This window comes from Vibrio sp. 10N.261.52.C2 (assembly GCF_041471425.1).
Classification (GTDB): Bacteria; Pseudomonadota; Gammaproteobacteria; order Enterobacterales; family Vibrionaceae; genus Vibrio; species Vibrio crassostreae_C.
Genome location: NZ_JBFROH010000036.1, coordinates 1 through 24,892 on the forward strand (window position 1 = coordinate 1; position 24,892 = coordinate 24,892).

The 24,892-nt window shown below is 45.8% G+C and carries 16 protein-coding genes; 9 read left to right on the forward strand and 7 right to left on the reverse strand.

What is annotated here, in order from left to right; translation table 11 throughout:
* Positions 1-106: 106 nt before the first annotated feature.
* On the reverse strand, positions 107-958 hold the full coding sequence (gene elyC / locus AB4307_RS14645; RefSeq protein ID WP_102332487.1) for an envelope biogenesis factor ElyC: 852 nt from the start codon (positions 956-958) through the stop codon (positions 107-109).
* A gap of 115 nt (positions 959-1,073) precedes the next feature.
* Between elyC and cmoM the strand changes: the two genes are divergently transcribed.
* The 5 genes from cmoM to fdhF all read left to right on the forward strand — a co-directional run bounded on the left by cmoM (position 1,074) and on the right by fdhF (position 13,164).
* Positions 1,074-1,859 carry a tRNA uridine 5-oxyacetic acid(34) methyltransferase CmoM gene (gene cmoM / locus AB4307_RS14650; protein ID WP_017063509.1) on the forward strand — a complete coding sequence of 262 codons (786 nt, stop codon included), beginning with the start codon at positions 1,074-1,076 and terminating at the stop codon, positions 1,857-1,859.
* 125 nt (positions 1,860-1,984) lie between these two features.
* Positions 1,985-3,322: a chromosome partition protein MukF gene (gene mukF / locus AB4307_RS14655; RefSeq protein ID WP_372128132.1), complete on the forward strand. Its 1,338-nt coding sequence runs from the start codon at positions 1,985-1,987 to the stop codon at positions 3,320-3,322.
* Complete coding sequence (gene mukE, locus AB4307_RS14660) at positions 3,303-4,103, forward strand: chromosome partition protein MukE (protein ID WP_372128133.1); 801 nt, start codon at positions 3,303-3,305, stop codon at positions 4,101-4,103. Before mukF ends, mukE begins: the two co-directional genes overlap by 20 nt.
* Complete coding sequence (mukB, locus tag AB4307_RS14665; protein ID WP_372128134.1) at positions 4,100-8,560, forward strand: chromosome partition protein MukB; 4,461 nt, start codon at positions 4,100-4,102, stop codon at positions 8,558-8,560. Before mukE ends, mukB begins: the two co-directional genes overlap by 4 nt.
* Positions 8,561-8,934: 374 nt before the next feature.
* The gene (fdhF, locus tag AB4307_RS14670; RefSeq protein WP_372132228.1) at positions 8,935-13,164 is read left to right on the forward strand and encodes a formate dehydrogenase subunit alpha; all 4,230 of its coding nucleotides are present in this window, start codon (positions 8,935-8,937) and stop codon (positions 13,162-13,164) included.
* Between the two features lie 124 nt (positions 13,165-13,288).
* On the opposite strand, the gene AB4307_RS14675 is transcribed toward fdhF, so the two are convergent.
* The 6 genes from AB4307_RS14675 to AB4307_RS14700 form a co-directional block, all read right to left on the reverse strand.
* The gene (locus AB4307_RS14675; RefSeq protein ID WP_029235672.1) at positions 13,289-14,269 is read right to left on the reverse strand and encodes an alpha-L-glutamate ligase-like protein; all 981 of its coding nucleotides are present in this window, start codon (positions 14,267-14,269) and stop codon (positions 13,289-13,291) included.
* A gap of 3 nt (positions 14,270-14,272) precedes the next feature.
* Positions 14,273-15,778: an inactive transglutaminase family protein gene (locus AB4307_RS14680; RefSeq protein WP_372132231.1), complete on the reverse strand. Its 1,506-nt coding sequence runs from the start codon at positions 15,776-15,778 to the stop codon at positions 14,273-14,275.
* 17 nt (positions 15,779-15,795) lie between these two features.
* Positions 15,796-16,536, reverse strand: a complete 741-nt coding sequence (locus tag AB4307_RS14685; RefSeq protein WP_372132234.1) for an ATP-dependent zinc protease family protein — start codon at positions 16,534-16,536, stop codon at positions 15,796-15,798.
* 312 nt (positions 16,537-16,848) lie between these two features.
* Positions 16,849-17,820, reverse strand: a complete 972-nt coding sequence (gene cmoB, locus AB4307_RS14690) for a tRNA 5-methoxyuridine(34)/uridine 5-oxyacetic acid(34) synthase CmoB (protein ID WP_372132237.1) — start codon at positions 17,818-17,820, stop codon at positions 16,849-16,851.
* 107 nt (positions 17,821-17,927) lie between these two features.
* On the reverse strand, positions 17,928-18,656 hold the full coding sequence (gene cmoA, locus AB4307_RS14695) for a carboxy-S-adenosyl-L-methionine synthase CmoA (RefSeq protein WP_017062083.1): 729 nt from the start codon (positions 18,654-18,656) through the stop codon (positions 17,928-17,930).
* A gap of 139 nt (positions 18,657-18,795) precedes the next feature.
* Complete coding sequence (locus AB4307_RS14700) at positions 18,796-19,701, reverse strand: DUF72 domain-containing protein (protein ID WP_372132239.1); 906 nt, start codon at positions 19,699-19,701, stop codon at positions 18,796-18,798.
* A 314-nt stretch (positions 19,702-20,015) separates the two neighbouring features.
* Between AB4307_RS14700 and aspS the strand changes: the two genes are divergently transcribed.
* The 4 genes from aspS to ruvA all read left to right on the forward strand — a co-directional run bounded on the left by aspS (position 20,016) and on the right by ruvA (position 24,848).
* On the forward strand, positions 20,016-21,794 hold the full coding sequence (gene aspS / locus AB4307_RS14705) for an aspartate--tRNA ligase (protein ID WP_017062081.1): 1,779 nt from the start codon (positions 20,016-20,018) through the stop codon (positions 21,792-21,794).
* A gap of 171 nt (positions 21,795-21,965) precedes the next feature.
* Entirely contained in the window at positions 21,966-22,487 is a 522-nt protein-coding gene (gene ruvC / locus AB4307_RS14710; RefSeq protein ID WP_004736470.1) for a crossover junction endodeoxyribonuclease RuvC, read from the forward strand.
* Positions 22,488-22,683: 196 nt separating this feature from the next.
* On the forward strand, positions 22,684-24,144 hold the full coding sequence (locus AB4307_RS14715) for a methyl-accepting chemotaxis protein (RefSeq protein ID WP_372132242.1): 1,461 nt from the start codon (positions 22,684-22,686) through the stop codon (positions 24,142-24,144).
* A 92-nt stretch (positions 24,145-24,236) separates the two neighbouring features.
* A complete protein-coding gene (gene ruvA / locus AB4307_RS14720) occupies positions 24,237-24,848 on the forward strand; it encodes a Holliday junction branch migration protein RuvA (RefSeq protein ID WP_017062079.1) in 612 nt (203 codons plus the stop codon).
* The last annotated feature ends 44 nt before the right edge of the window (positions 24,849-24,892 follow it).

Below are 24,892 nucleotides of genomic sequence, written 5' to 3' on the forward strand. Positions count from 1 at the left end.
CGCGATGAACCTTTTTTATTACTCAGCTTTTACTGTTAACAACCAGAGAATCTACAAATACTTGGCGACTCTGTATGCTTAAGATGAGTTTAAAGATTCAATGGGCTTATTGAGGCTGAGCCGCGGAAACTTCACCGTCATCTTCAATTAAGCTGGAAGCTTCTGGAATAACAGGCTCTTCAACAATGTCATTGCTTGTATCTAGCCAATCACGCAGGCTTTGCCAAACCAATCCCATGGTTTCGTGCCAGTAACGCTCAGTCTGCTCAAGGTATAGCGCTTTCGGCATGTACTTTTCCCACGGCTCAACTATACCTTCTTGTGCAAGGTAGTTAGTTGGTGCCGGCAGTGGTTTCATTCCAGCAGCATTGAATTCGTTCAGTGCGCGAGTCATATGGCTCGCTGAAGTCACCAACACCATTCTTTTATTCTTAACGAACGCAGCGGCTTGGCGGGCTTCTTCCCAAGTGTCTTTTGCGGTTTCAAGCAGAATGATGTCGGGCTTTGCTACGCCAAGTGCTAAAGCCACTTTAGCCATCATTCTTGCGTTACTTACTTCAGTGCCTGCGCCATAGCCAGACAAAATGAGTTTTGCACCAGGGTAGAGGCGTAGAATACGAATCCCTTCACTTAAACGCATCAGGCCGGTGCGGCTAAGTTCTGATGTCGGTGGAATTTGGTCGTCTACGACGTGACCACTTCCGAGAACCATTACGTAATCGACGGTTTCATCGACAGGTAAAAAAGCGGTGTGTTGCCTTTCCATTGGCATTAAAAGTTGACTAGAAACTGGTTGGAAAGCGATTAGGAAAATACCACATAGGGCTGAAAGGGTGATTAAGCAACCCGTCTTCCTTTTGGTAGTAAACATCACTAGGGCTAAACCCAGAAAAGCGAGAATTAACATTGCTGGCAGTGGCATCAATAGCGAAGACACTACTTTTTTCAGCTCAAACATATCCGAATAGTCCGAAAAAACATCACTTAGTAGTAAAAAGAGACATCGCCTCTTTATTCCTGAAATTCCTGTGACAGAATAGCAGGCACGATAGGACATAATAACTCAAGTAGCCGTGACTGAAGACCGTAATTTCGACGATATTGCCCACAAATTTGCAAAAAATATTTACGGCTCTGACAAAGGAGAGATCCGTCAGATCATCGTATGGGAAGATTTAGAACAAGCTTTGAGCAAGTTTGAGCAATCAGCTTCTCCGCTGCATGTGCTTGATGCTGGAGGCGGCCTTGCACAGATGTCGCAAAAAATTGCGTCGCTTGGGCATAACGTTTCTCTGTGTGATCTCTCTTCTGAAATGCTGAAGCTCGCAGAAGAAAGTATCAGCGAAGCGGGTTTGCTAGAGCAATATCGATTTATTCATTCACCAGTACAAAAAGTCGCAGAACATCTAGATGAGAAAGTCGATTTTGTGATGTTTCATGCCGTAATGGAATGGTTAGCCGATCCTAAAGAGGCGCTTGACTTATTGCTTGAACAAGTTAAACCGGGTGGCGTTGCCTCGATAATGTTTTACAACCACCACGGATTAGTCCTGAAAAATGTGATTTGTGGCAACATTCCTCATGTATTGAATGGGATGCCACATCGAAAACGGTTTAAGCTGCAACCACAAAAAGGCTTGAAGCCGGAAGAGGTTTATCAATGGATAGAAGACGCTGGTCTAGAAATCTGTGGTAAATCAGGCATTCGCTCTTTCAGTGACTACATAGGTAATATGGAGTACATGGGCGATTACCAATTTGAAGATGTATTGGAACTGGAAAAACAGCTATGTCGCCAAGAGCCATATCTGTCACTAGGCCGTTATATTCACGTTTGGGCTCAAAAACCTGCGCAATAACAGCGGTGAATGTGGTAAAAGAAGCCACAACATGCGCTATGCAATCGTAAGAAGCCCGCGTCATAAAGAAATAGGCGTCATATCTAATACATTCGATATGACGAAGAACAGTAACAGGAACCACAATGAGTGAAATGACTCAAACTGCCGAAGAGCAGCCAATTGATGAGTTGGTGGGCTGGGTCAAGCAGCATGATTTTTCATTAAACTTGCCACCAGAGCGCTTAGCATTTTTGATTGCTATCGCAGTACTAAGCACTGAAAGGTTCGATGAAGAGTTGGGCGAGGGTGAACTGCACGATGCATTTACCATCGTCACTCGACTGTTTGAAGATACTGGCGAAGCGTCCGCGTTTCGTGCCAACAATGCCATCAACGAGTTAGTTAAACAGAAGTTGATTAGCCGCTTTACCAGCGAAATCACCGATGGTGCGAGTATTTATCGCTTGTCGCCACTGGCGATTGGTATTTCAGATTATTACTTACGCCACCGTCAGTTCTCTAAGTTAAAACTGTCTATCCAGCTTTCTATGGTTGCGGATGAGATGGCAAAAGCCATTGAAGCAGCACAAAAAGGCGGAACTCCAGGACATTGGAGAAAGAATGTTTACGGCGTGCTCAAGTATTCTGTTGGTGAAATTTTCGATCAGATTGATCTTAACCAACGTGTTATGGATGAGCAGCAGCAAACCGTTAAACAGCAAATTGCCGACCTTTTAAATAAGGATTGGCGAGAGGCGATTAACAACTGTGAAACCTTGCTTTCAGAAACCTCTTCCACGCTGAAAGAATTGCAAGACACCTTGCAAGCGGCGGGTGATGAACTGCAAACACAGATCCTCGATATTCAAGAAATTGTTTACGGTGACGATGAACTCGAATTCGTTGGCGAAACCCTGTTCGGCTTGCAGATGAAGCTAGACCGAATCACCAGTTGGGGCCAACAAGCCATCGATTTATGGATCGGCTACGACCGCCATGTTCACAAGTTTATTCGTACCGCGATTGATATGGATAAAAACCGTGCCTTTAGCCAACGCTTGCGTCAGTCGGTTACCGACTACTTTGATGCGCCTTGGCTTTTGACTTACGCCGATGCAGAGAAGCTGACGGATCTTCGTGATGAAGCGCTTATGCTTCGTGATGATGAAGTGATGGGACAAGCACCAATCGACGTAGAGTACGAAGAATTTGAGCAAGTGAATGACCTGCTTTCAGATCGAATTGCAGAGATGTTAAAAGCTCACAAACAGCAAGGCGCGCCAATTGATCTTGGCCTTGTGTTACGCGATTACCTCGCTGCACACCCTCGCACACACCATTTTGATTTAGCCAGAATTGTTGTCGACCAAGCCGTGCGCTTAGGTTACTCAGAGTCTGACTATCAGGCTATTCAGCCAGATTGGCAGGCAATTAACGATTTCGGTGCAAAGGTACAAGCAAATGTCATTAACAAGTACTGATGATTACATGCCAGAGAAACTGGTAAAAGCGATAGCGAACCCACTGTTCCCTGCGCTAGATAGCATGCTGCGTTCAGGTAAGCATGTTTCAACAGAAGACCTAGATAACCACGCGTTGCTGTCTGATTTTGAAGTTGAGCTTCAGCATTTCTATCAACGCTACAATACGGAATTGGTAAAAGCGCCGGAAGGTTTCTATTACCTGCGTCCGCGTTCTACGTCTCTGATTGGTCGTAGTGTGTTGTCTGAGCTCGACATGTTGGTTGGAAAGGTGTTGTGTTTCTTATACCTAAGCCCAGAACGTCTTGCTCATGAAGGTATCTTCACCAACCAAGAACTGTTTGATGAGTTGATGTCGTTAGCGGATGAGAAAAAACTCATGAAGCTAGCAACCAACCGTGCGTCTGGTTCTGACCTAGATAAAGAAAAGCTGTTCGAAAAAGTACGTACTTCTCTACGTCGCTTACGCCGTATCGGTATGTTGATTGCGATTGGTGAAACCGGCAAGTTCCGTATCAGCGAAGCGGTATTCCGTTTTGGCGCTGACGTTCGTGTTGGCGATGATATGAAAGAAGCGCAGTTACGTCTTATCCGTGATGGTGAAGCTGTGGTGCATACCCAAGAGCCTAACCAAGGTAGCTTGTTGAATGAAGAACAAGCGGAAGCTGCATCAGAACTAGACGTAGATGAAAACGGTCAACAAGACATTTTTAACGATCAAGCCGGCTTTGACCTTGAGTCAAACGATGGCGAACAAACAAAAGTAGAAGGTGAAGCATGATTGAAAGAGGTAAGTATCAATCATTAACCATGGTCAACTGGAACGGTTTCTTTGCGCGTACTTTTGATATTGATGGATTGGTTACAACGCTTTCTGGCGGTAACGGTGCAGGTAAGTCGACCACTATGGCGGCATTCATCACAGCGCTGATTCCTGACCAAAGCCTTCTGCATTTCCGTAACACAACGGAAGCGGGTAGCTCACAGTCATCTCGTGACAAAGGCCTTTACGGTAAGCTTCAGCCAGGCGCATGTTATGCAGCGCTGGATGTTGTGAACTCTCGTAATCAACGCCTACTGTTTGCAGTAAAGCTGCAGCAAGTAGCGGGTCGTGACAAGAAAGTCGACATTAAACCGTTCGTTATCCAAGGCCTTCCTAGCCATGTGAAACCAACGGATGTATTGATTCAAAACGTTTCAGACAGCCATGCCCGCGTATGTCAGTTGAATGACGTGAAAGCAGCGGTAGCACAATACGAAGGCGCTCACTTTAAAGCGTTCTCTTCGATTGTTGATTACCACTCACAGATGTTTGAGTACGGTGTGGTACCGAAGAAACTGCGTAATAGCAGCGACCGTTCTAAGTTCTACCGTCTAATTGAAGCATCACTTTACGGCGGTATTTCTAGTGCGATTACGCGTTCTCTGCGTGATTATCTTCTACCGCAAAACGGTGGTGTGAAGAAAGCATTCCAAGACATGGAATCAGCACTACGCGAAAACCGTATGACGCTAGAAGCGATCAAAACGACTCAGTCGGATCGTGACCTGTTCAAACATTTGATCACTGAATCTACGAACTACGTGGCAGCAGACTACATGCGCCATGCCAACGATCGTCGCAACAAGCTTGATCAAACCATGAAGTTCCGTGGTGAACTGTTTGGTTCGCGTGAAACCTTGCTTGATCAAAACAACTTGTTGAACCGCGTTCAAGAAGAACTAGAGTTACTTGTCGATCAAGAATCGGCACTGGAGCAAGATTACCAAGCGGCTTCGGATCATCTTCAATTGGTTCAAACTGCACTTCGCCAGCAAGAGAAAATTGCTCGCTACAGCGAAGATCTAGAAGAGCTTAATGAGCGTCTAGAAGAGCAGATGATGGTTGTGGAAGAAGCTCAAGAGCGAGTACTTCTTGCTGAAGAGCAGGCAACCATCACTGAAGAAGAAGTGGATAGCCTGAAAACTCAGCTTGCTGATTACCAACAAGCGTTGGATGTGCAGCAGACTCGTGCACTTCAATACCAGCAAGCGGTTCAAGCATTAGAGAAAACTAAGCAGTTGCTTGGTGATGAATCGATTACGGCAGAAAGTGCATTAACTCTTGTTTCTGAGCTAAAAGCACAAGAAGAATCAAGCACTCAAACGCTACTGTCTACTAAGCACAAGTTAGACATGTCTTCTGCAGCTTCTGCACAGTTCGACAAAGCACTGTCTTTAGTTAAGAGCATCGTTGGTGACGTGGAGCGCAAAGAAGCGTCTCACAGTGCTAAGCAAGCTCTAGAAAAAGGCCGTAACGCAAAACACGTTGTTGAGAACGAACAGCAATGGCGTGCTCAGCACCGCGACATGGCTCGTGATGTGGCTCAGCAGCGTCAAGCAAAAGAGCTTGCGACTGAATACCAAAAGCAACACAACATCTCACTGACTGACGAAGCGGTTTTCGATGAAGAACGTGAACGTCACGCTATGCAGATCGAGTCTCTTGAGTACGCTCAAGAAGAGCTGCGTGAAGCGAAGAGTGAGCAACGTCGTGTACAACAAAACCACGACCAAGAGATTCAAAAGCTTGAGTCCATTGCTCCTGCGTGGATCACGGCAAACGATGCGCTTGAAGCACTAAGAGATCAAACCGACGCTGAACTAGAAGATAGCCAAGCGGTGATGACTCAAATGCAGCAAGTGCTTGAAGATGAGAAATCGCAAGCGGCAGCAAAAGATCAGTTGGCTACGCGCCGAGCTGAACTTGAGCAAGAGATTGAGCGTTTAGCTTCGCCAGGTGGCTCTAACGATCCTCGTTTGAAAGGTCTGGCGGATACGCTTGGTGGCGTGTTGCTTTCTGAGATCTACGATGACATCACGATTGGTGATGCGCCGTACTTCAGTGCGATGTACGGCCCAGCTCGTCACGCAATTGTGGTTTCTGATCTTGATGGTATTAAAGAGAAGCTGGTGGATCTTGATGATTGTCCAGAAGACCTTTACATCCTAGAAGGCGATGTCGACGCGTTTGATGACAGTTCATTCAATGCCGATGAGCTTGAAGGCGCAGTGTGTGTTCAGCTGAACGATCGCCAAATGCGTTACTCACGTTTCCCTGAGATCCCACTGTTTGGCCGTGCGGCTCGTGAACAACGCCTAGAGAAACTGCGCGAAGAGCGTGACGTTGTGGTTGAAAACCACGCGAAGGCAGCGTTTGACTCTCAAAAACTGAATCGCCTATACCAAGCATTCAACAGCTTTGTAGCAAAGCACCTGCACGTTGCGTTTAACGCAGACCCAGAGCAAGCACTTGCAGTCGTTCGTGAGAAACGTAACCAAGTAGTACGTTCTCTGGCTGAGCTTAACTCTAAAGAGCAGCAGCAACGTAGCCAGCTTCTACAAAGCAAGCAGGCACTCGGTGCGCTAGATAAATTAGCACCTATGGTTCGTATTTTAGAAGACGAAACATTGGCTGAGCGCTTAGCTGAATTAGAAGCGCAACTTGTGCGTTTAAGTGAAGCTAAGTCTTACTTGAATAAGCACGGCAAATCGCTTACTTCTCTAGAGCAAATCGTATCTGCACTAGACGCTGACCCAGAGCAGTTCGAAGCTTTGGAGGCCGAGTATCGTCAAGCCGACAGCGCTCTACAAACGCTAAAAGGCAAAGTGTTCGCACTGTCTGATTTGATTGAGCGTCGTCACTACTTTGCTTACGCAGACTCAGTTGACTTGCTTAACAAGAGCAGTGAACTGAGCGAGCAATTAAAAGCGAAATTGGTTCAAGCAGAACAAGCAAGAACCAAAGGCCGTGATGGCTTGAAGCAAGCTCGTGAACAGATGAACCAATACAACCAAGTATTGGCGGCATTGAAGAGCTCACATCAAGCGAAGCAAGAGACGGTTCAAGAGTTCAAACAAGAGCTACAAGAGTTTGGCGTAAACGCTGACGAAGGCGCTGAAGAGCGTGCTGTACGTCGTCGTGACGAGCTTCAAGAGCGTCTACATACATCTCGCAGCCGTAAGAGTGAATACGAGCGTACGATTACGTCAACAGAACTTGAGATGAAAGCCCTAGCTAAGCGTCTTAAGAAAGTTCAAAAAGAGTACACCGAGCTTCGTACTTTCGTTGTTGCAGCAAAAGCAGGCTGGTGTTCAGTACTTCGCTTAGCTCGTGAAAATGATGTTGAACGTCGTCTGCACAAGCGTGAACTGGCTTACCTAACGGCGGGCGAGCTTCGTTCTATGTCGGATAAATCACTGGGTGCTTTACGTCTAGCTGTAGCTGACAATGACGACCTACGTGATTCGCTGCGTCTATCTGAAGACAACGCACATCCAGAGCGTAAGGTTCTGTTCTACATTGCGGTTTATCAACACCTTCGCGAGCGTATTCGCCAAGACATCATTCATACGGATGATCCGGTTGAAGCAATCGAAGAGATGGAAGTGGAGCTAGCTCGACTAACAGAAGAGTTGACGCAGCGTGAAAATCGCCTGGCAATCAGCTCTGAGTCCGTAGCAAGCATCATCAAGAAAACGATTCAGCGCGAGCAGAACCGTATTCGAATGCTGAACCAAGGTTTGTCTAACATTTACTTTGGTCAGGTTAAAGGCGTACGTCTGAACGTTAAGATCCGTGAAAGCCACGAGATCTTGCTATCAGGGCTAGCAACTCAACAAGAGCAACACAAAGACTTGTTTGAATCAACGCGCTTTACCTTCTCAGAAGCGATGGCGAAGTTGTTCCAACGAGTGAACCCGCATATCGATATGGGTCAACGTTCTCCACAGGTTCTTGGTGAAGAGCTACTGGATTACCGTAACTACCTAGAGCTGAGTGTTGAAGTTAACCGTGGTTCAGATGGTTGGTTACAAGCTGAATCGGGCGCATTGTCTACGGGTGAGGCGATCGGTACGGGTCAGTCAATCCTATTGATGGTTATTCAGAGCTGGGAAGAGGAATCTCGTCGACTTCGCAGTAAAGACATCGTTCCATGTCGTTTGTTGTTCCTTGATGAAGCAGCACGTTTGGATTCTAAGTCGATCTCTACGCTGTTTGAACTGTGTGACCGTTTGGGTATGCAACTTCTGATTGCAGCACCTGAAAACATTAGCCCAGAGAAAGGTACAACCTACAAACTGGTTCGTAAGGTCTTCAAAGACCACGAACACGTACATGTTGTTGGCCTGCGCGGTTTTGCTCAAAACAAACCAGCATCTCCGGTGCAAGAGCTTATCGAAGAAACTGAGCAATAACTTTGATAGCCGAATTATAATCTTGATAGCCGAGCAATAACCTTGATAGCTTAGCTATAAGCTCGAAAGCGACTCAATGATATTTGTTCAAAGCCCCTAATCATTAGGGGCCTTTTTGTACCTTGAATCTAATTTCTTACTTCTTACTTCTTACTTCTACAGCAGAACCCCTCCCGCTTAATCCTTTCGTCGACACTGATAAGACCACTCATACATTATGGTTATTATCAATGGAACTTGTTTGAGGTCACACGCACAAAACCACAAATAATGTATGGTAATGACATAGATTTAATAATATTAATAATATTGTATTACTTAAATTTTAATTGTTGATAACTCGCGTGTGCGAAAGGTAAAGGTAGGACTTAGGTATGATTCAAATCGTTATTGATGGGAAATATCGAATCGTCGAGCAAGGACAAACCGTTCTTGAAGCGGCAAAAACATGTGGTTTGGAAATCCCATCTTTATGTGGTTTGAATAAAACAGCGGATAAAGTGCCGTGTGATTTGTGTGTTGTGGAAGTTGATGGCGTTGGTGTTACTCGCTCTTGTGAGCTTGAAGTGTCTAATGGGCTGAATATTACCACTCAGTCAAAACAGTTAACGAATCATCGACAAGAAGCGTTGAATCGCATCATGACCGATCACTACGCTGACTGTGAGGCGCCATGCCAAACAGCCTGTCCTGCTGGGGTCGACATCCAATCTTACCTGCACCATATTGCTCAAAATGATCACATTAAAGCGATTGAAGTGATCAAAAAGACATTGCCAATGCCGCTTTCAATTGGTCGTGTGTGTCCTGCTTTCTGTGAAACCGAATGTCGTCGTAACTTGGTCGATGAATCCATTGCGATTCGCCAACTCAAACGACACGCTGCCGATGCGGATCTAGCGGCTCAAGAGAGCTACATGCCAGCGAAGAAACCAAATAAAGGCAAGAGCATTGCTATTGTTGGTAGTGGCCCCGGTGGGCTTACGGCGGGTTATTACCTATCTAACGAAGGCTATGAAGTCAGTGTCTATGAGTCGATGCCCAAAGCGGGTGGTTGGCTGCGTTACGGTATCCCTGAATATCGCTTACCTAAGTCGATTCTAGATAAAGAAATCGAGTTGATGTGTCGCAACGGAATGGTGGTTGAGTGCGGTAAAAAACTCGGTGTTGATTTTACACTGTCTGATTTAAGTAACGATTTTGATGCGGTTTGTTTAGCCGTTGGCGCATCACAAGCGGTTGAAATGAATTACCCGGGTAGTGAACTCGGCGGTTGTTATTTGGGTGTCGATTATCTGAAAGATTACGTGACCGATCAGCAGTATGTCACAGGTAAAAAGGTCGCAGTAATTGGTGGCGGTAATACCGCGATTGACTGCGCTCGAACAGCGGTGCGTGATGGCGCGGATACTACGCTGATTTATCGTCGTACTCGAGATGAGATGCCAGCAGAAGATTACGAAATCGAAGAAGCTGAGCATGAAGGTGTGAAGTTCCATTTCTTAACCAACCCGGCAGCAAACATAGCCGATGAAAATGGTCATGTATCAGAAATACGATTAGAGCGTATGGCTTTGGGTCCGGCTGATGCTTCAGGTCGTCGCAGCCCTAAACCAACGGGCGAGTTCTTTGTTGAAGCGTTTGATACGGTTATTGCTGCCGTGTCACAAAAGCCTGATCTGAGTTTTATGGACAATGAAGCAATTGATATTCCTCTTACTCGTTGGAATACCGCAGATGCTGATCCACAAACCATGCATACCGGAACCGGAAATATTTTCAGTATTGGTGATTTCCGACGCGGCCCTGCAACTGCAGTCGAAGCGGTTGGGGATGGGCGTATTGCTGCACAAGCGATCGATCGCTTCTTCCATGGTGATATGGAAAATATTCCGGCTAAACCGTTTAACTCAAGAAAGCACAAACAGCTCAAAGCGGTGGATCCTGAGCAATACAAATCTATACAACGCATGGCGCGCAAGATCATGCCTGAGCTAACGCCCGAACAGCGTGAACAAAGCTTCGATGAAGTAGAAACAGGGTTTGATAATGCCGATGCAATCGCTGAAGCTGCAAGATGTCTAGAGTGTGGCTGCCAAGCTAATACCGATTGCGACCTACGAGACTACTCGACTGAATACAAAGCAACGCAAACCCATCCTGAATACAAAATCGATGTGGCTTCGAATGAGAGTTGGCAGGCGATTCGTGCTGAAGAAGCGAAGGTCGGGTTAACAAGACAAAAATTTTCGGTCGATGACAGTTCTGAGTTCATTATCTTTGACGCTAACCGCTGTATTAGTTGTGGCCAGTGTATCCAAGCGTGTCGAGAACAGAATGTTCATGGCGTTCTAAGCTTCATGAACCAATCGGATGGCAAACCTGCATCAAGACCAGAATGTCGTCCTAACTTTGGGGCGGACAAGACCTTAATGGGCGACTCAAACTGCGTTCAATGCGGATCGTGTATTCAGGTGTGTCCAACCGGTGCAATGGTGGATGCTCGCGACAGAAAGCAGGGAGACACAGACGTACTCAAGAAAGTCGATACCATCTGCACTTATTGCGGTGTGGGTTGTAAGTTAACCATGCATATCGATGAGCAGAAAAACAAAATTCGCTATATCGAAGGCGGAGACTCTCCGGTTAATGAAGGCATGTTGTGTGTTAAGGGACGATTTGGCTTCGATTTTGTGGGCAGCGATGCGCGCTTAACCACACCATTAATTCGTAAAGATGGCTGGTTGCAACCTGCAAGTTGGGATGAGGCAGTTAAGCTTATTGCCGAGAAGTTTACTGCGATTAAGCAAGGCTTTGGCAGTAACGCTTTAGCGGGGTTCTCGTCGGCGAAAACCACCAATGAAGATAACTATGCCTTCCAAAAATTCATACGTCGTGAACTCGGTACCAATAACGTCGATCACTGTGCGCGCCTTTGTCACGCATCTACTGTTACTGGTTTAGAGGCTTCGCTAGGTAGCGGGGCGATGACCAATGATATTCCAAGCATCAAGCACTCAGATGTGATCTTTATTATTGGCTCCGACACCACGTCAGCACACCCAATTATTGGCTCGCATATCAAGCAAGCTGTGAGACATGGTGGAGCGAGATTGATCGTTGCCGATCCAAAACGAATCGATATTGCTGACCATGCTGAACTTTACTTAGCGCACCGACCGGGTAGTGATGTAATGTTGATCAATGGTGTGATGCAGCAAATCATCAAACACGGTTGGTACGACCAAGAGTATATCGAAGACCGTGTGGATGGCTTTGATACCTTGCTTCAAGAGGTAATGTCACCAAGTTATTCACTAGACAAAGTGGAGCTGGTAACTGGCGTTAAAGCGGAAGACATCTTCGCAATGGCGCGATTGATTGGTACTGCAGAGCGTACAGCGGTGTACTACTCGATGGGCATTACGCAACATACCACTGGTCACGATAACGTTCGATCAATCGCTAACCTACAGCTCTTGTGTGGCAATATCGGAATTGAAGGCGGCGGTATCAACCCATTACGTGGTCAATCCAATGTTCAGGGTGCGTGTGACATGGGCGCATTGCCAAATAACCTTCCGGGTTATCAGAAAGTGTACAACCCAATGGTTCGTCAAAAATTCGCGATGGAGTGGGGTGTTTCTGACCTACCGGCTGAAACAGGCTTAACGTTGACCGAAATTATTGATGGAGCGTGTCATCGAGATGTTCGTGGTCTGTACGTAATGGGCGAGAACCCAGTGCTGAGTGATCCGAACCAAGCGCATGTGATTGAAGGTCTTGAAGCGTTAGATTTCCTCGTGGTTCAAGATATTTTCTTAACCGAAACCGCTCAATATGCCGATGTGGTGCTACCGTCTTGCTCGTTTGCTGAGAAGTCTGGTCATTTTACTAATACCGAGCGTCGTGTTCAGCGTATTAACCCGGCGGTATTGCCTCCAGGTGAAGCGAAAGAAGATTGGGTGATTATCCAAATGTTGGCTAATGCGATGGGCGGCAATTGGGAATATGACTCGGTTGCTGATATCACCAATGAGATAGCGCGTGTCACGCCACAGTATGGTGGTTTACGTTGGGAGAACATTACGGTGAACGGCGTGCAATGGCCAAGTAATAAGAACAACCCTGATGGCACACGTATCATGCACCAGACCCAATTTACGCGTGGGCGTGGTCAAATGGAGGCGATTCCGTTTAGATACGCTGCTGAGCTACCGGATGCGGAATACCCGTTAGTATTAACGACAGGCCGTATTCTAGAACAGTTCCACACCGGAACCATGACACGTAAAACAAAAGGGTTGGATAACTTAGCAGGGCCGCGTGCCATGGTGAGTGTTCATGATGCTGAAGCGCTAGGTATCTCGAATGGTCAGATGCTTAAGGTCTCAACACGTCGTGGTGAAATCGAAATCGCGGCCTTTGTGACTAAACGAATGCAAAAGGGTGTGGTATTTATTCCATTCCATTTTGTTGAATCACCAGTTAACCGTTTGACTACCACAGCGACTGATCCACACGCGAAGATCCCTGAATTTAAGGTGGCGGCTGTGCGTATTGATCCTATTCGTGAGCCTGAGTGTGAAGTAACAGAGGCTTAATCATATTAGCTCGGTGAAGACGGCTGGCATTAAAAAGCCGCGTAACTCTCAGAGTTATGCGGCCTTTTTATCGAGCTAGATTCAGTATCAATAACTGAGTCGTTTCGCTTTGATTTAGATGAGCTTAGTTTTGAACAATTTCGCTACCGTGAACACCAAATTGCTTAGCAGCGTAGGCAACGCGCTCTGCTGGTTTTGGGTATTCAGCCGGTGTGCCCAGGTTTTCAATATGATGCAAGCGAGGTAATAAACCTGCGCCGTTTGCAATCTGTATTGCTAATCCAGGGCGAGCGTTTAGCTCCAGTACCATCGGGCCTTCTTCTTGGTCTAAAACCATGTCCGTACCCATGTAACCAAGGCCTGTCATTTCCCAAGCACTTGATGCAAGTGTCAGCAGCTTTTCCCAATGGGGTACTTGTAGTAGCGCCAACTCTTTACCCGTATCTGGGTGGTGAGTCACTGGGTGGTCAAATTGAACCGCACGAACGGCTTTACCCGTAGCGATACAAATACCTACGCCCACAGCACCTTGGTGCAAGTTAGCTTTACCATCAGAAGCCGAAGTCGATAGACGCATCATCGCCATTACAGGGTAGCCCTTGAATACAATGATTCGTACATCTGGTACACCCTCGTAACTGAAGCCGTCAAAACACTCGTCAAACTTGATGAGGTTTTCAACTACAGCAACATCGTTCTTACCACCGAGTGAGAAAAGACCCGCGAGAGCGTTACTGATGTGGCGCTCTACGTCTTCTTCATTGATAGTCGAACCCGATGGCTTGGTGTAAACGCCGTCCTTGTGAGAAGTCACAACAAGGATACCTTTACCACCACTGCCTTGAGCTGGCTTGATTACGAAACCCGGCCACTCTTTTACCATCTTGTGGATTGTTTTTACTTCAGCTTGATGACCAATCACGCCAATCAGTTTTGGTACAGTAGCACCAGCCTGTTCAGCAATGATCTTCGTCTTAAGCTTGTCATCAACGAGTGGATACTTGGAACGATCATTGTAGCGACCAATATAACTATGGTTACGCTTGTTCATTCCCATTATGCCTTTGTCTTTCAACCTAAACGGTGAAGTAAACTGATCAAACATAACTTAGTCCTCCGCTAGCGGTTTAAAGCGACGAAGCTCGGTTAGACGGTATCCTGTGTAGTTACCTAGTAGCAAGATGGTCGCTAGAATAACAAGTTGTAAACCAATAAAGTTAAACGTTAAGTGCTGAATGAACGGGTTAGTCATGCCTAAGTAAACAAGAACCGCAGTGAATAGAGAACCACCACCTTGCAGCATTACTTCTTTCGCGCCTTCTTCTTCCCATAGGATAGACATACGTTCGATAGTCCAAGATAGGATAATCATAGGGAAGAACGTAATAGATAGACCTTCAGTCAGACCCACTTTAAACGCGACTACAGTAAACACAGAGATAATCATGATTACCGTGATGATTACGGCGGATATCCTGGCTACCAAGAGCAAGTTGAGTTTGGACAAGTAACTTCGAATAATCAGACCCGTACCTACAATAAGCAGGAAGCCAACAATACCCGTTACCAGTTGTGTTTGTACAAAGGCTACCGCAATCAGTACTGGCATGAACGTACCAGACGTTTTCAGGCCGATGATGACACGTAGGAACACAACAATCAGAGCACCGATAGGAATCAGCATGATGGTTTTAAACATCGCTTGCTCTTCTAACGGTAGGCTGTGAATTGAAAGGTTTAACAGTTGATCAGCAGAGACTTTACTATTGGTTGCTTCCGTTGGTGAAACCTCTTGAGCAATCATAGAGAAGTGAACTTTACTGTTCTGACCGCCAACAACATCCAGTAGAGAAACGTTTGATTCGTCCCAGATGAGTAGGTTTGGTTGGACTTGTTGTTCGCTTGATTCAGGAGAGAATAGAACCCACTCGTCGTTATCCCAGATCTGAATCATGTTTTGAATCGACTGACGACGACGACCATCTTCTAGCTCGATAACACCAACCACTTTGTTGTGTATTTTCGCCGCTGAAAGTAGCTTGTGTGTCGCTTCCACTTTGGTCATGTTGTTCAGAATCAGCGCTGAGTTTTGGCTGTCTGGATCATTAAGTGTTTTGATGAGCTCACGGGTAAAAGTGATATTGTCTGCAGAACGTTTTGTCGCTCTATCAATCAATGCAAGAGCCGCCGCTTCTTCAGGGCCGTCGAAGCTTGGTTGCGAGACTTCACCTTCTGGTGCGATAGCATCAACTTTTGCTTGGTTGTCGACTAGGAATTGTGTTTTGTAGTAGATGGTTTGAGGGCCATCTGCGTATCGAATAGACCACTCTGCGCGGCGACCTGATTCGGTATTCAAGTAAGAGATACCGTAACCCGGCGATGAAGCCGATTCGCCGATAAGTGTGTAGTTAGACTGAGTATGAGGAGCCGCTAAGGAAACTTTTGCTTCTTTGCCTACTGCGTTGAACTCGATGCGAGCTTCAACGTCCCAAACCTGTCTGGTTTCCCCTGGAGTCCAAGGTACACCGTAGGTCGTATGTCTGAACATACTCAGTGTTATACCTGCCACAATAAGCAGGAATATAGAGATATAAAATGGAATTCTTGACGTCATAGCTTACCCTACTATTGTTATTTAACTTCCGTTTGTACGTACTTTTTACTTACATCTACTAGCGCTATGTCTTTGATAAATTCGCGCCCTAGTAACACAGGGTGACTCATTTGAGAGCGATCCGCCAATGTAAATTGCGCTTTTTCATGGATTTTTCCAACTTTCACCCATAATTCGATCACAGCTCGACGTTCTGCTTGATCATTGGTTGATTGACGGATTTTTACATAACGTACAACAGGCGCTTCAATCCATTTCTGGTCTTCTTTAGCTTGGGCTTTGTCGTCTAGGTGAAATTTAACCCAGTTCTTGCCGTTACGTTCGAATTCTTTGATATCGACAGCGTTTAAAGAAGAGGTGGTTGCACCTGTATCAACACGAGCATCAAAGCTTTGCTTGATAGAGTCGATAAACACTTTTTCGATGCCGCCAAGGATAGTCGGTTGTGATATAGGAGCGATAGGAGCAACGGCAATAGCGACCGGTTCCTCTTCCTCTAGCTCTTCAATAACCTTGTGTTCCATGCTCGTTAGATGGGTATCTAATTGACTAGAAAGGGTAGTAATTTCTTCTTCTAAGCTTTCAATATAGTCACTTTGATTGCTTAGTTGCAGTTCAAGATTTTGAACCTTATTTGCGATGTTTGTCTCTGAGCGGGAAATAGCGTCGAGAGTTTCTTGGTGGTAGGTAGCACCATTTGTAAGAGTACAACCAGAGAGCAAACCAACCGCCACAATAGGCGATAATCGCTTAAACATAAAAAAACCTTTGAGAATTAGAGAATAGTTCAGACTATTTAGAAGTTTAGCCCACAAAAAAGGATGCGTGAAGCATCCTATTGTAAGAGTCTGGTCATATTGAATCGCAATGTGAGCGCTACGCCAATTATTGCTATTTGGAATAGCTCACTTATTAAACACAAGTCAATTTTTGTTCAATTCTTAAGCTAAGGAAGCAAGGTTCACCGCGAAATTAACAGTGGCTTTTTGACCATGCAAGCAATTGTTTTGCTGCCTTAATAGGCTTGTGCTTTATTTACTCCATATGCCACTGCTTTGTGGGCAGTAAATCTATGGCTTTGTTGCTACCAGAATCGCACGTCTCGGTGCAGGGTGACCTTCAACCGTTTTACTTGGATCGTTCGGATCGAGGTAATCTGGAAGAGAGTTGTGTGTCATCCATTCTGTGGTGCGTTGTTCACCAATTGTCGTGACATTTTCGTCAACGATTCGTACGTCTTCAAAACCAACTTGTTCTAGCCAGCGTTTCAGTGCGCGAGCTGAAGGGAAGAAGTAGACGTTTCTCATTTGCGCGTAACGGTCAACCGGAACTAATACTGCGTTCTCATCGCCTTCAATCACCAAGGTTTCAAGAACCAGTTCACCGCCAGACACCAATTGGTCTTTCAGTTGAATCAAGTGGTCCAGTGGTGAACGACGATGGTAAAGCACGCCCATGCTGAATACCGTGTCGTAGGCTTCTAGCTTTGGGAGCTGCTCAATACCTAGAGGTAATAGGTGAGCTCGTTGGTCATCGCCCATCAACTTACGAATTGCTTCAAACTGAACCAAGAATAGGTGGGAAGGATCGATACCAACCGTTAAGCGAGCACCTTCACCCAGCATGCGCCACATGTGGTAACCATTGCCACAACCTACATCGAGAACCGAACGGTTTTTTAATGGAGATATATGTGGAAGCACACGATCCCATTTCCAGTCACTGCGCCACTCTGTATCGATATGGATGTCGTGAACCGTATAAGGACCTTTTCTCCACGGGTGGAAAGTCTTCAATAAGCTTTCTAGCTTTTTCAGTTCGCCTGTGTGGTATGGCGTAGAACTACCAATCGTCACTGAATTTTTCAGGTCAACTTGATCTGGCACGTCTTGTGGAATCTTGTTTAGTGCACGTAACCAGCGGTCGAAGTCACCGTGCTCTGCAGTTTGCCAATCCGTCAGCTGTTGAGGAAGAACATTTAGCCACGGCTGAAGGCGAGTATCTTGGGCAATAAGTTGATAAAAATTGGCAAAATTAAACATAGTTTTTCACTGAGTTAATAGGGGCAATAAACCCTAAAATAAAAATTAAATTTGTCATTTCCTACAGTGAGGATGACGTTCTAATACGAGCTGACCAGGTTTGTAGGCTACTTAATCGCGAACATTGAACCAAAGTTGAAACATTGGAACCAAACTTCGCTGCTTGAGAAGCCAATCTTATCAAATCGTTCTCTGTGAACAGGGATCGAGTCTGGGCGCATTACGTTTTCAATTGCGCTGCGTTTCTGGCTGACTTCCAGTTCGCTGTACCCGTTAGCACGCTTGAAATCGTGGTGCAGGTCGATAAGCAGTTCATTTGAGCTTTCATCTTCGAATACGTATTTTTCTGACAGGATTAAGATCCCGCCTGGGCGCAAGCCAGCATGAATTTTCTCAAGCAGAGCGTATCGATCGTCTGGAGAAAGAAATTGCAGCGTAAAGTTAAGCACCACAACAGAAGCGTCTTTGATTTCCACTTCACGGATGTCGGCTTCAATCACTTCTACCGGTGTGTCACTGCGGTAAGCATTAACGTGCAATTTGCAGCGCTCAACCATGGCTTCTGAATTATCGATCGCGAAAATCGTGCAGCCTTCTTGCTGAATGTGACGACGCATAGAAAGTGTCGCAGCACCAAGCGAGCAGCCAAGGTCGTAAATATTTGAGTGTGGCTTTACAAAGCGCTCAGCCAGCATGCCGATTGCAGAGATGATATTGCTATAGCCAGGCACCGAACGTTGAATCATATCCGGAAATACTTCAGCAACCCTTGCATCAAAGGTGAAGTCTCCAATTTTATCAATAGGAGCGGAAAAGATATTGTCTGTGTTGCTCATAGCATTTTCTCTCGACAGTCAGCGTAATTGGCACAAAATTCGTACCAAATAAAAGGGGGCGTATTTTACGTAAAAAAAACGCCACTGTCACGAAAACTGAGATTTAGCTCAAGGTTCGAAGCTACTTACAAGTGAGAGGTTAAAACATCGAGATTTGGTGATTGCCTTTTTGAGCTGGAAACTGAGCCAGTTCGGGCAGTAATAATGATGTATTTTCAGAGACTTGCTTTTGTAGCCTCTTATAAATAGCAATCGCAAGTTCAGGTGCGTGGTTATTGTCTGGGGTGTGGATCATTAAATAGGGCTGCTTGCCTTCATTAAGCCAGTTTGGGATTTTGGCAAACCAAGGCTTAAAAAACTCAATATTAGGTTCTTGGTCTGGGTGACCAATAAATCGAATCATCGGGTTATTGGCGGTAGCAATTGCATGAACAGGAACACGCGGTTTTTTCTGATGCGCATCGATCAACGCTTCTGTGGTGGGTGGCGCAGAGAAAACGGGGCGGCTGTCCATAATGATGCGATTGATGCCTTCCTCAACCAGCCATTGGTTGAAGCGTTTTTCCGCATCGCCCTTATCAAAGAAACCTAAGTGTCGAACTTCGACGCCAAGCTGCATATCTTTTGGGAATAAGGTGCAAAACTTTTGTAGGGCAGGCAGCATGCTGGGCTCAAAACTGTGCGGCAGCTGAATCGTCCATTGACCAATACGGTCATGCAGTGGCGACATCGTCATCAAGAACTCTTTGAGTTCGGCTTGGCAGTGTCTCAGTTGTTGCTGGTGGGTGATGAATTTGGGCAATTTGAAGGTGAACTTGAAATCATCGTGACTGGCGGCTTTCCAATTGTGAACGGTAGACATACTTGGCGTAGCGTAAAAGGTGGTGTTGCCCTCAACGGTATGGAAAACTTGGGTGTATTTTTCCAAGCGTTCGGCAGGCTTGGTGCCTTTACCGTAGAACTGACTTTGCCACTCAGAATGAGACCACATAGTTAATCCAAGTCTTAGAGGTAAAGTTTCTGTTGTTATTACACGATTATCCATCTATTACACCGTTATCCATCACGCCATCAGTCATTACAAAAAGTTTTTGGGTTGAAACGAAAATCTACTTTACGAGAGTTTTGCTGATTAAGGTACTTTCGAGATATAATTATCGCAATTTTTTCGGTTTTGATGAATCTTTGCGCACTTGATGGGCTAAAAAGCAGCAAAGCCAGATAAAACACAATAAATTCGAATGTGGAAGGTCGATTTTAAGCGAGTTTCCGCGTATAAATGTTCCTTTGCTCTGTTGTGTGGAATGACCACTGACAGCTTGGAAATTAGTAAATAATTAAGAGATTGGGAAATTCATTATGCGTACCCATTACTGTGGTAACCTGAACAAGTCCCTGGCGGGACAAACTGTAGAATTGTGCGGCTGGGTAAACCGTCGCCGTGATTTAGGCGGTCTTATCTTTATTGATATGCGTGATCGTGAAGGCATCGTTCAGGTTGTTGTCGATCCAGATATGAAAGATATCTTCCCGATCGCTAACCAACTGCGTAATGAATTCTGTATCAAGTTTACTGGTGAAGTACGAGTTCGTCCGGACAGCCAAGTAAATAAAGACATGGCTACTGGTGAAGTAGAACTTTACGCGACGGGTCTAGAGATCATTAACCGTTCAGAAGCGCTTCCACTAGACTTCAACCAAACGAACTCTGAAGAGCAGCGTCTTAAGTACCGTTACATCGATCTTCGTCGTCCAGAAATGAGCGACCGTATTAAGCTTCGTGCACGTGCTTCTAGCTTCGTTCGTCGTTTCCTAGATGAGAACTTATTCCTAGACATCGAAACGCCAGTACTAACGAAAGCGACACCAGAAGGTGCTCGTGACTACCTAGTACCAAGCCGTGTTCACAAAGGTAGCTTCTACGCACTTCCTCAATCTCCTCAGCTTTTCAAGCAACTGCTGATGATGTCTGGTTTTGACCGTTACTACCAAATCGTTAAATGTTTCCGTGATGAAGATTTACGTGCTGACCGTCAGCCTGAATTTACTCAAATCGATATCGAAACATCTTTCATGACTTCTCAAGAAGTACGTAACGTGACTGAGAAGCTTGTTCACGATATGTGGAAAGAACTTCTAGATGTTGAACTAGGTCAATTCCCAGTAATGCCTTTCTCTGAAGCGATTCGTCGTTTCGGTTCTGATAAGCCAGATCTACGTAACCCACTAGAGCTAGTGGACGTTGCTGACTTGGTTAAAGATGTTGAATTCAAGGTATTCTCTGGCCCAGCTAACGACGAAAAAGGTCGCGTAGCAGTTATCCGTGTTCCAGGTGGTGCTAAGCTAACTCGTAAGCAAATCGACGGCTACGCTGAACACGTAAACATCTACGGCGCGAAAGGCCTAGCTTGGATGAAGGTTAACGACCGTGCTGCAGGCATGGAAGGTATTCAATCTCCAGTTGCTAAATTCCTAAGCGAAGACGTAATCAACGGTATTCTAGATCGTACTCAAGCTGAATCTGGCGATATCATTCTGTTCGGCGCAGACAAAGCGGGCATCGTTGCTGAAGCAATGGGCGCACTTCGTCTTAAACTAGGTACGGATCTAGAGCTAACAGACACATCTGCATGGGCTCCACTGTGGGTTGTTGACTTCCCAATGTTCGAAGAAGACGGCGAAGGTAACCTACACGCAATGCACCACCCATTCACATCACCACTAGGTGTGAACGCGGAAGAGCTAAAAGCGAACCCAGCAGCAGCAAATTCTGATGCATACGACATGGTAATCAACGGCTACGAAGTAGGCGGCGGTTCTGTACGTATCCACAACGCAGAAATGCAAACAGCGGTATTTGGTATCCTAGGTATCGAAGCACAAGAGCAACAAGAGAAGTTCGGCTTCCTACTTGAAGCGCTTAAGTACGGCACGCCACCACACGCTGGTCTAGCATTCGGTCTTGACCGTCTAGCAATGCTGCTTTGTGGTACTGAGAACATCCGTGACGTTATCGCATTTCCGAAAACAACAGCTGCAGCATGTCTACTGACAGACGCGCCAAGCCTAGCGAACCCAGCATCACTGGAAGAGCTAGCAATCGCAGTTAAATTGGCAGAGAAAAAAGAGCAAGCGTAAGCCTGTTATCTTTTCTTGTTGATGAAGAGATCCTAGTTGATAGAGAGCTCTCAATTAATTAGCCAAGACTTGCCAGTAAATTAGAGAATGCCCGTTAATTTGACGGGCATTTTTTTTTGCGTTCGATATACTAAGCTCATAAAGCATGTATAAATAATCAGTATTGAAGTTATGTCTATTATCTTAGGAATTGACCCTGGCTCGCGTATTACCGGCTATGGCGTGATTCGTCAAAATGGTCGCCATCTATATTACTTAGGTAGCGGTTGTATTCGCACCTCTGAAAAAGAACTGCCGGGCCGACTCAAACAAATCTACGCCGGTGTGAGCGAAATCATCACTCAGTTTCAACCGGATGTGTTTGCGATAGAACAGGTCTTCATGGCGAAGAATGCGGATTCTGCACTTAAGCTGGGACAAGCGCGTGGCAGTGCGATAGTGGCAGCGGTAAATGCTGATCTCCCCGTTCATGAATATGCGGCTCGTCTAATCAAACAAGCGGTGACAGGCAATGGTGGTGCAGATAAGTCGATGGTTCAGAACATGGTGATGAGCATGCTTAAGTTACCCGCTAAACCACAGGCCGATGCTGCCGATGCTCTAGGCGTAGCGATCACTCACGCCAACACCAATAAAACCTTGGTAGCTCTTGCTGGTAAAGCGACAGGCGCGAGAAAAGGGCGCTACCGTTAATCCCATCCCTCTATTTTCTAATAGCTTGCATTACATGAGCCTTACGCCTCGTTTGGCTCAGTTCAAAACAATACGCCCCTAAATCCTTGATGAAATGAGATCTTTCGAACACAAACCAAATAATAACATTGCGCATCATTTAACATGTTATTAACATTGGTCAGAGGTCTAACAAGTTAATCAAGGATGAGCACTGATGAACCCTATCAAGCTGTGGCGCGCGTTGTTTCTACCCAAAAGTAATGGGTGGAGTAACAACCAAGTCAGACAAGCCGATATCTTATTACTCTTTACCTTTATCGCCTTCTTTGTGGGTGTCTACAGCTTAATTAAATGGACAAAGCACGAAGAGCAACTTCTGATCACCACATCTGTATTCCTTATCGTGTTTGAACTGATCTCCGCACTGCTGTTGCGTGTTACCAGTAAACCCAGCCTTGCACTTAACTTTGGTTTTGTCGGGATGGCAGTACACGCTTTGAACATCATCTACCAAAGCGGTGGTGTGGTGGCGTCAACACAGGCTTATTGGGTGCCGTTGTTAGTGGTCGCTTTTTTCTTGTCGGGAACTCGAATTGTCGCCCTTGTATGGAGTGGGTTAGTGATTGGCGTTTCTTTGGTGATGACTTCAGCTCATCTTGATGGCTTTGAATTTCCGCAGTTAGTACTTACTCCGGAAGCGGTGGTGGTTGAAACATGCTCTGGTGTGATCATGCCGCTGGTGGTGATTTGCATTGCTCAAGCGTTTACCGCTAAGCAAAAAGAGGTGGCGATTGAAATGGCAGAAGATGCGATCTCGGAAAGCCAACAGATTGCCAATCAAGCGACGCAAAGTGAAGGTCGACTTTCTATTGTCCTAGACCAAGCTAACTCAAACTCTGAAAGCTTACAGGGCGTATCTGTCCATTTAGATCAGCAGTCTCAAGACCTGCACGCTCAAGTTGAAGTGTTGAACATCAATTGCGAATCTCAGGCGAGTGCAGCAGAACAGATGAGCCAACAACTGCATCAAATGACTCAAGGCATCGAAGAATCTAATTCATTTGTGGGTGAGCTAAAAGAGCGCAGCGAAGCGGTCGGAATGAAAGCGCAAAAGAGCTCAGAATCACTAGAAGCCTCAACCAGTGCAATCAGCCAGATCATTCAAAGTAATCAAGAAATCATGAAAGTCGCTGATTTGATTACCTCGGTTGCCGAGCAAACCAACCTATTAGCACTCAATGCAGCTATAGAAGCGGCTCGTGCCGGTGAGCAAGGACGAGGTTTTGCGGTAGTTGCAGACCAAGTGAGAGAGCTATCGGCGAAAAGCAGCCATTCCGCGATAGAAATTCGAACCTTATTAGACCGAAGTAAAGAAGAAGTGGAACATGGCAGAGCCATCATTGAAACTACGGCCAATGAAATGAACGGCATTATCTCTGAGGTGCAAACCATCTCGACCGATGTTAATCAGCTCACCAATATTATGGCGATGCAGATGAGCTCATTGAAAGAACTCGATCTCGCCAGTTCAGAAGTGGCGCAGAGCGTTGCAGAAACCAAATCCGTGTCAAGTTTAGTCGCTAATTATGGTTCTGAACTGACCGGGCATGTCACCTCAGTAAAAGAACTGGTCGAAAGCTTAAACAGCGTGGTTTCCCAAGCTAAGCAAGCTTAAATAAATCATCCTAATAAACACAAAGAACTGGATAAGCATCCAGTTCTTTTATATTCTGTCCCTCAAATTATATTCCATCAAGAGAGTGAATTGTGATCGGACGTCTACGCGGTACATTAATAGAAAAACAGCCACCAGAATTACTAATCGAAGTGAGTGGCGTTGGCTATGAAGTTCAAATGCCAATGAGCTGTTTTTACGAATTACCAAACGTGGGCGAAGAGGCAATCATCTACACGCACTTTGTTGTACGTGAAGATGCGCAGCTACTTTATGGTTTTAACACGGTTAAAGAGCGTGCGCTGTTCCGTGAAGTGATCAAAGCGAACGGTGTGGGCCCTAAGCTAGGCCTTGGCATTCTTTCAGGCATGACGGCTAGCCAGTTTGTTCAAAGTGTTGAACGTGAAGACATCTCGACGCTGGTTAAACTTCCGGGTGTGGGTAAGAAAACCGCTGAACGTCTGGTTGTTGAAATGAAAGACCGCCTGAAAGGGTGGGGCGCGGGTGACTTGTTTACTCCAGCGACAGATGCAGCTCCGATTGATTCTATGCCAACCGTTCACGACGCGGAAGAAGAAGCGGTAAGTGCGCTACTTGCATTAGGCTACAAGCCGACTCAAGCTTCCAAGGTGGTTTCTCAAGTGGCTAAAGATGGCATGACCAGCGAACAGTTGATTCGCGAAGCTCTGAAATCGATGGTTTAATACCCAATATACTTGTTCGACAAAATAGACTCATTCACTTTGCC

Bases quoted from the DNA above. Each gene is read 5' to 3' on its own strand.
- elyC (WP_102332487.1), bottom strand. From the start codon at position 958: ATGTTTGAGCTGAAAAAAGTAGTGTCTTCGCTATTGATGCCACTGCCA.
- mukF (WP_372128132.1), top strand. From the start codon at position 1,985: ATGAGTGAAATGACTCAAACTGCCGAAGAGCAGCCAATTGATGAGTTG.
- mukE (WP_372128133.1), top strand. From the start codon at position 3,303: ATGTCATTAACAAGTACTGATGATTACATGCCAGAGAAACTGGTAAAA.
- mukB (WP_372128134.1), top strand. From the start codon at position 4,100: ATGATTGAAAGAGGTAAGTATCAATCATTAACCATGGTCAACTGGAAC.
- fdhF (WP_372132228.1), top strand. From the start codon at position 8,935: ATGATTCAAATCGTTATTGATGGGAAATATCGAATCGTCGAGCAAGGA.
- AB4307_RS14675 (WP_029235672.1), bottom strand. From the start codon at position 14,269: ATGTTTGATCAGTTTACTTCACCGTTTAGGTTGAAAGACAAAGGCATA.
- AB4307_RS14680 (WP_372132231.1), bottom strand. From the start codon at position 15,778: ATGACGTCAAGAATTCCATTTTATATCTCTATATTCCTGCTTATTGTG.
- AB4307_RS14685 (WP_372132234.1), bottom strand. From the start codon at position 16,536: ATGTTTAAGCGATTATCGCCTATTGTGGCGGTTGGTTTGCTCTCTGGT.
- cmoB (WP_372132237.1), bottom strand. From the start codon at position 17,820: ATGTTTAATTTTGCCAATTTTTATCAACTTATTGCCCAAGATACTCGC.
- cmoA (WP_017062083.1), bottom strand. From the start codon at position 18,656: ATGAGCAACACAGACAATATCTTTTCCGCTCCTATTGATAAAATTGGA.
- AB4307_RS14700 (WP_372132239.1), bottom strand. From the start codon at position 19,701: ATGGATAATCGTGTAATAACAACAGAAACTTTACCTCTAAGACTTGGA.
- aspS (WP_017062081.1), top strand. From the start codon at position 20,016: ATGCGTACCCATTACTGTGGTAACCTGAACAAGTCCCTGGCGGGACAA.
- ruvC (WP_004736470.1), top strand. From the start codon at position 21,966: ATGTCTATTATCTTAGGAATTGACCCTGGCTCGCGTATTACCGGCTAT.
- AB4307_RS14715 (WP_372132242.1), top strand. From the start codon at position 22,684: ATGAACCCTATCAAGCTGTGGCGCGCGTTGTTTCTACCCAAAAGTAAT.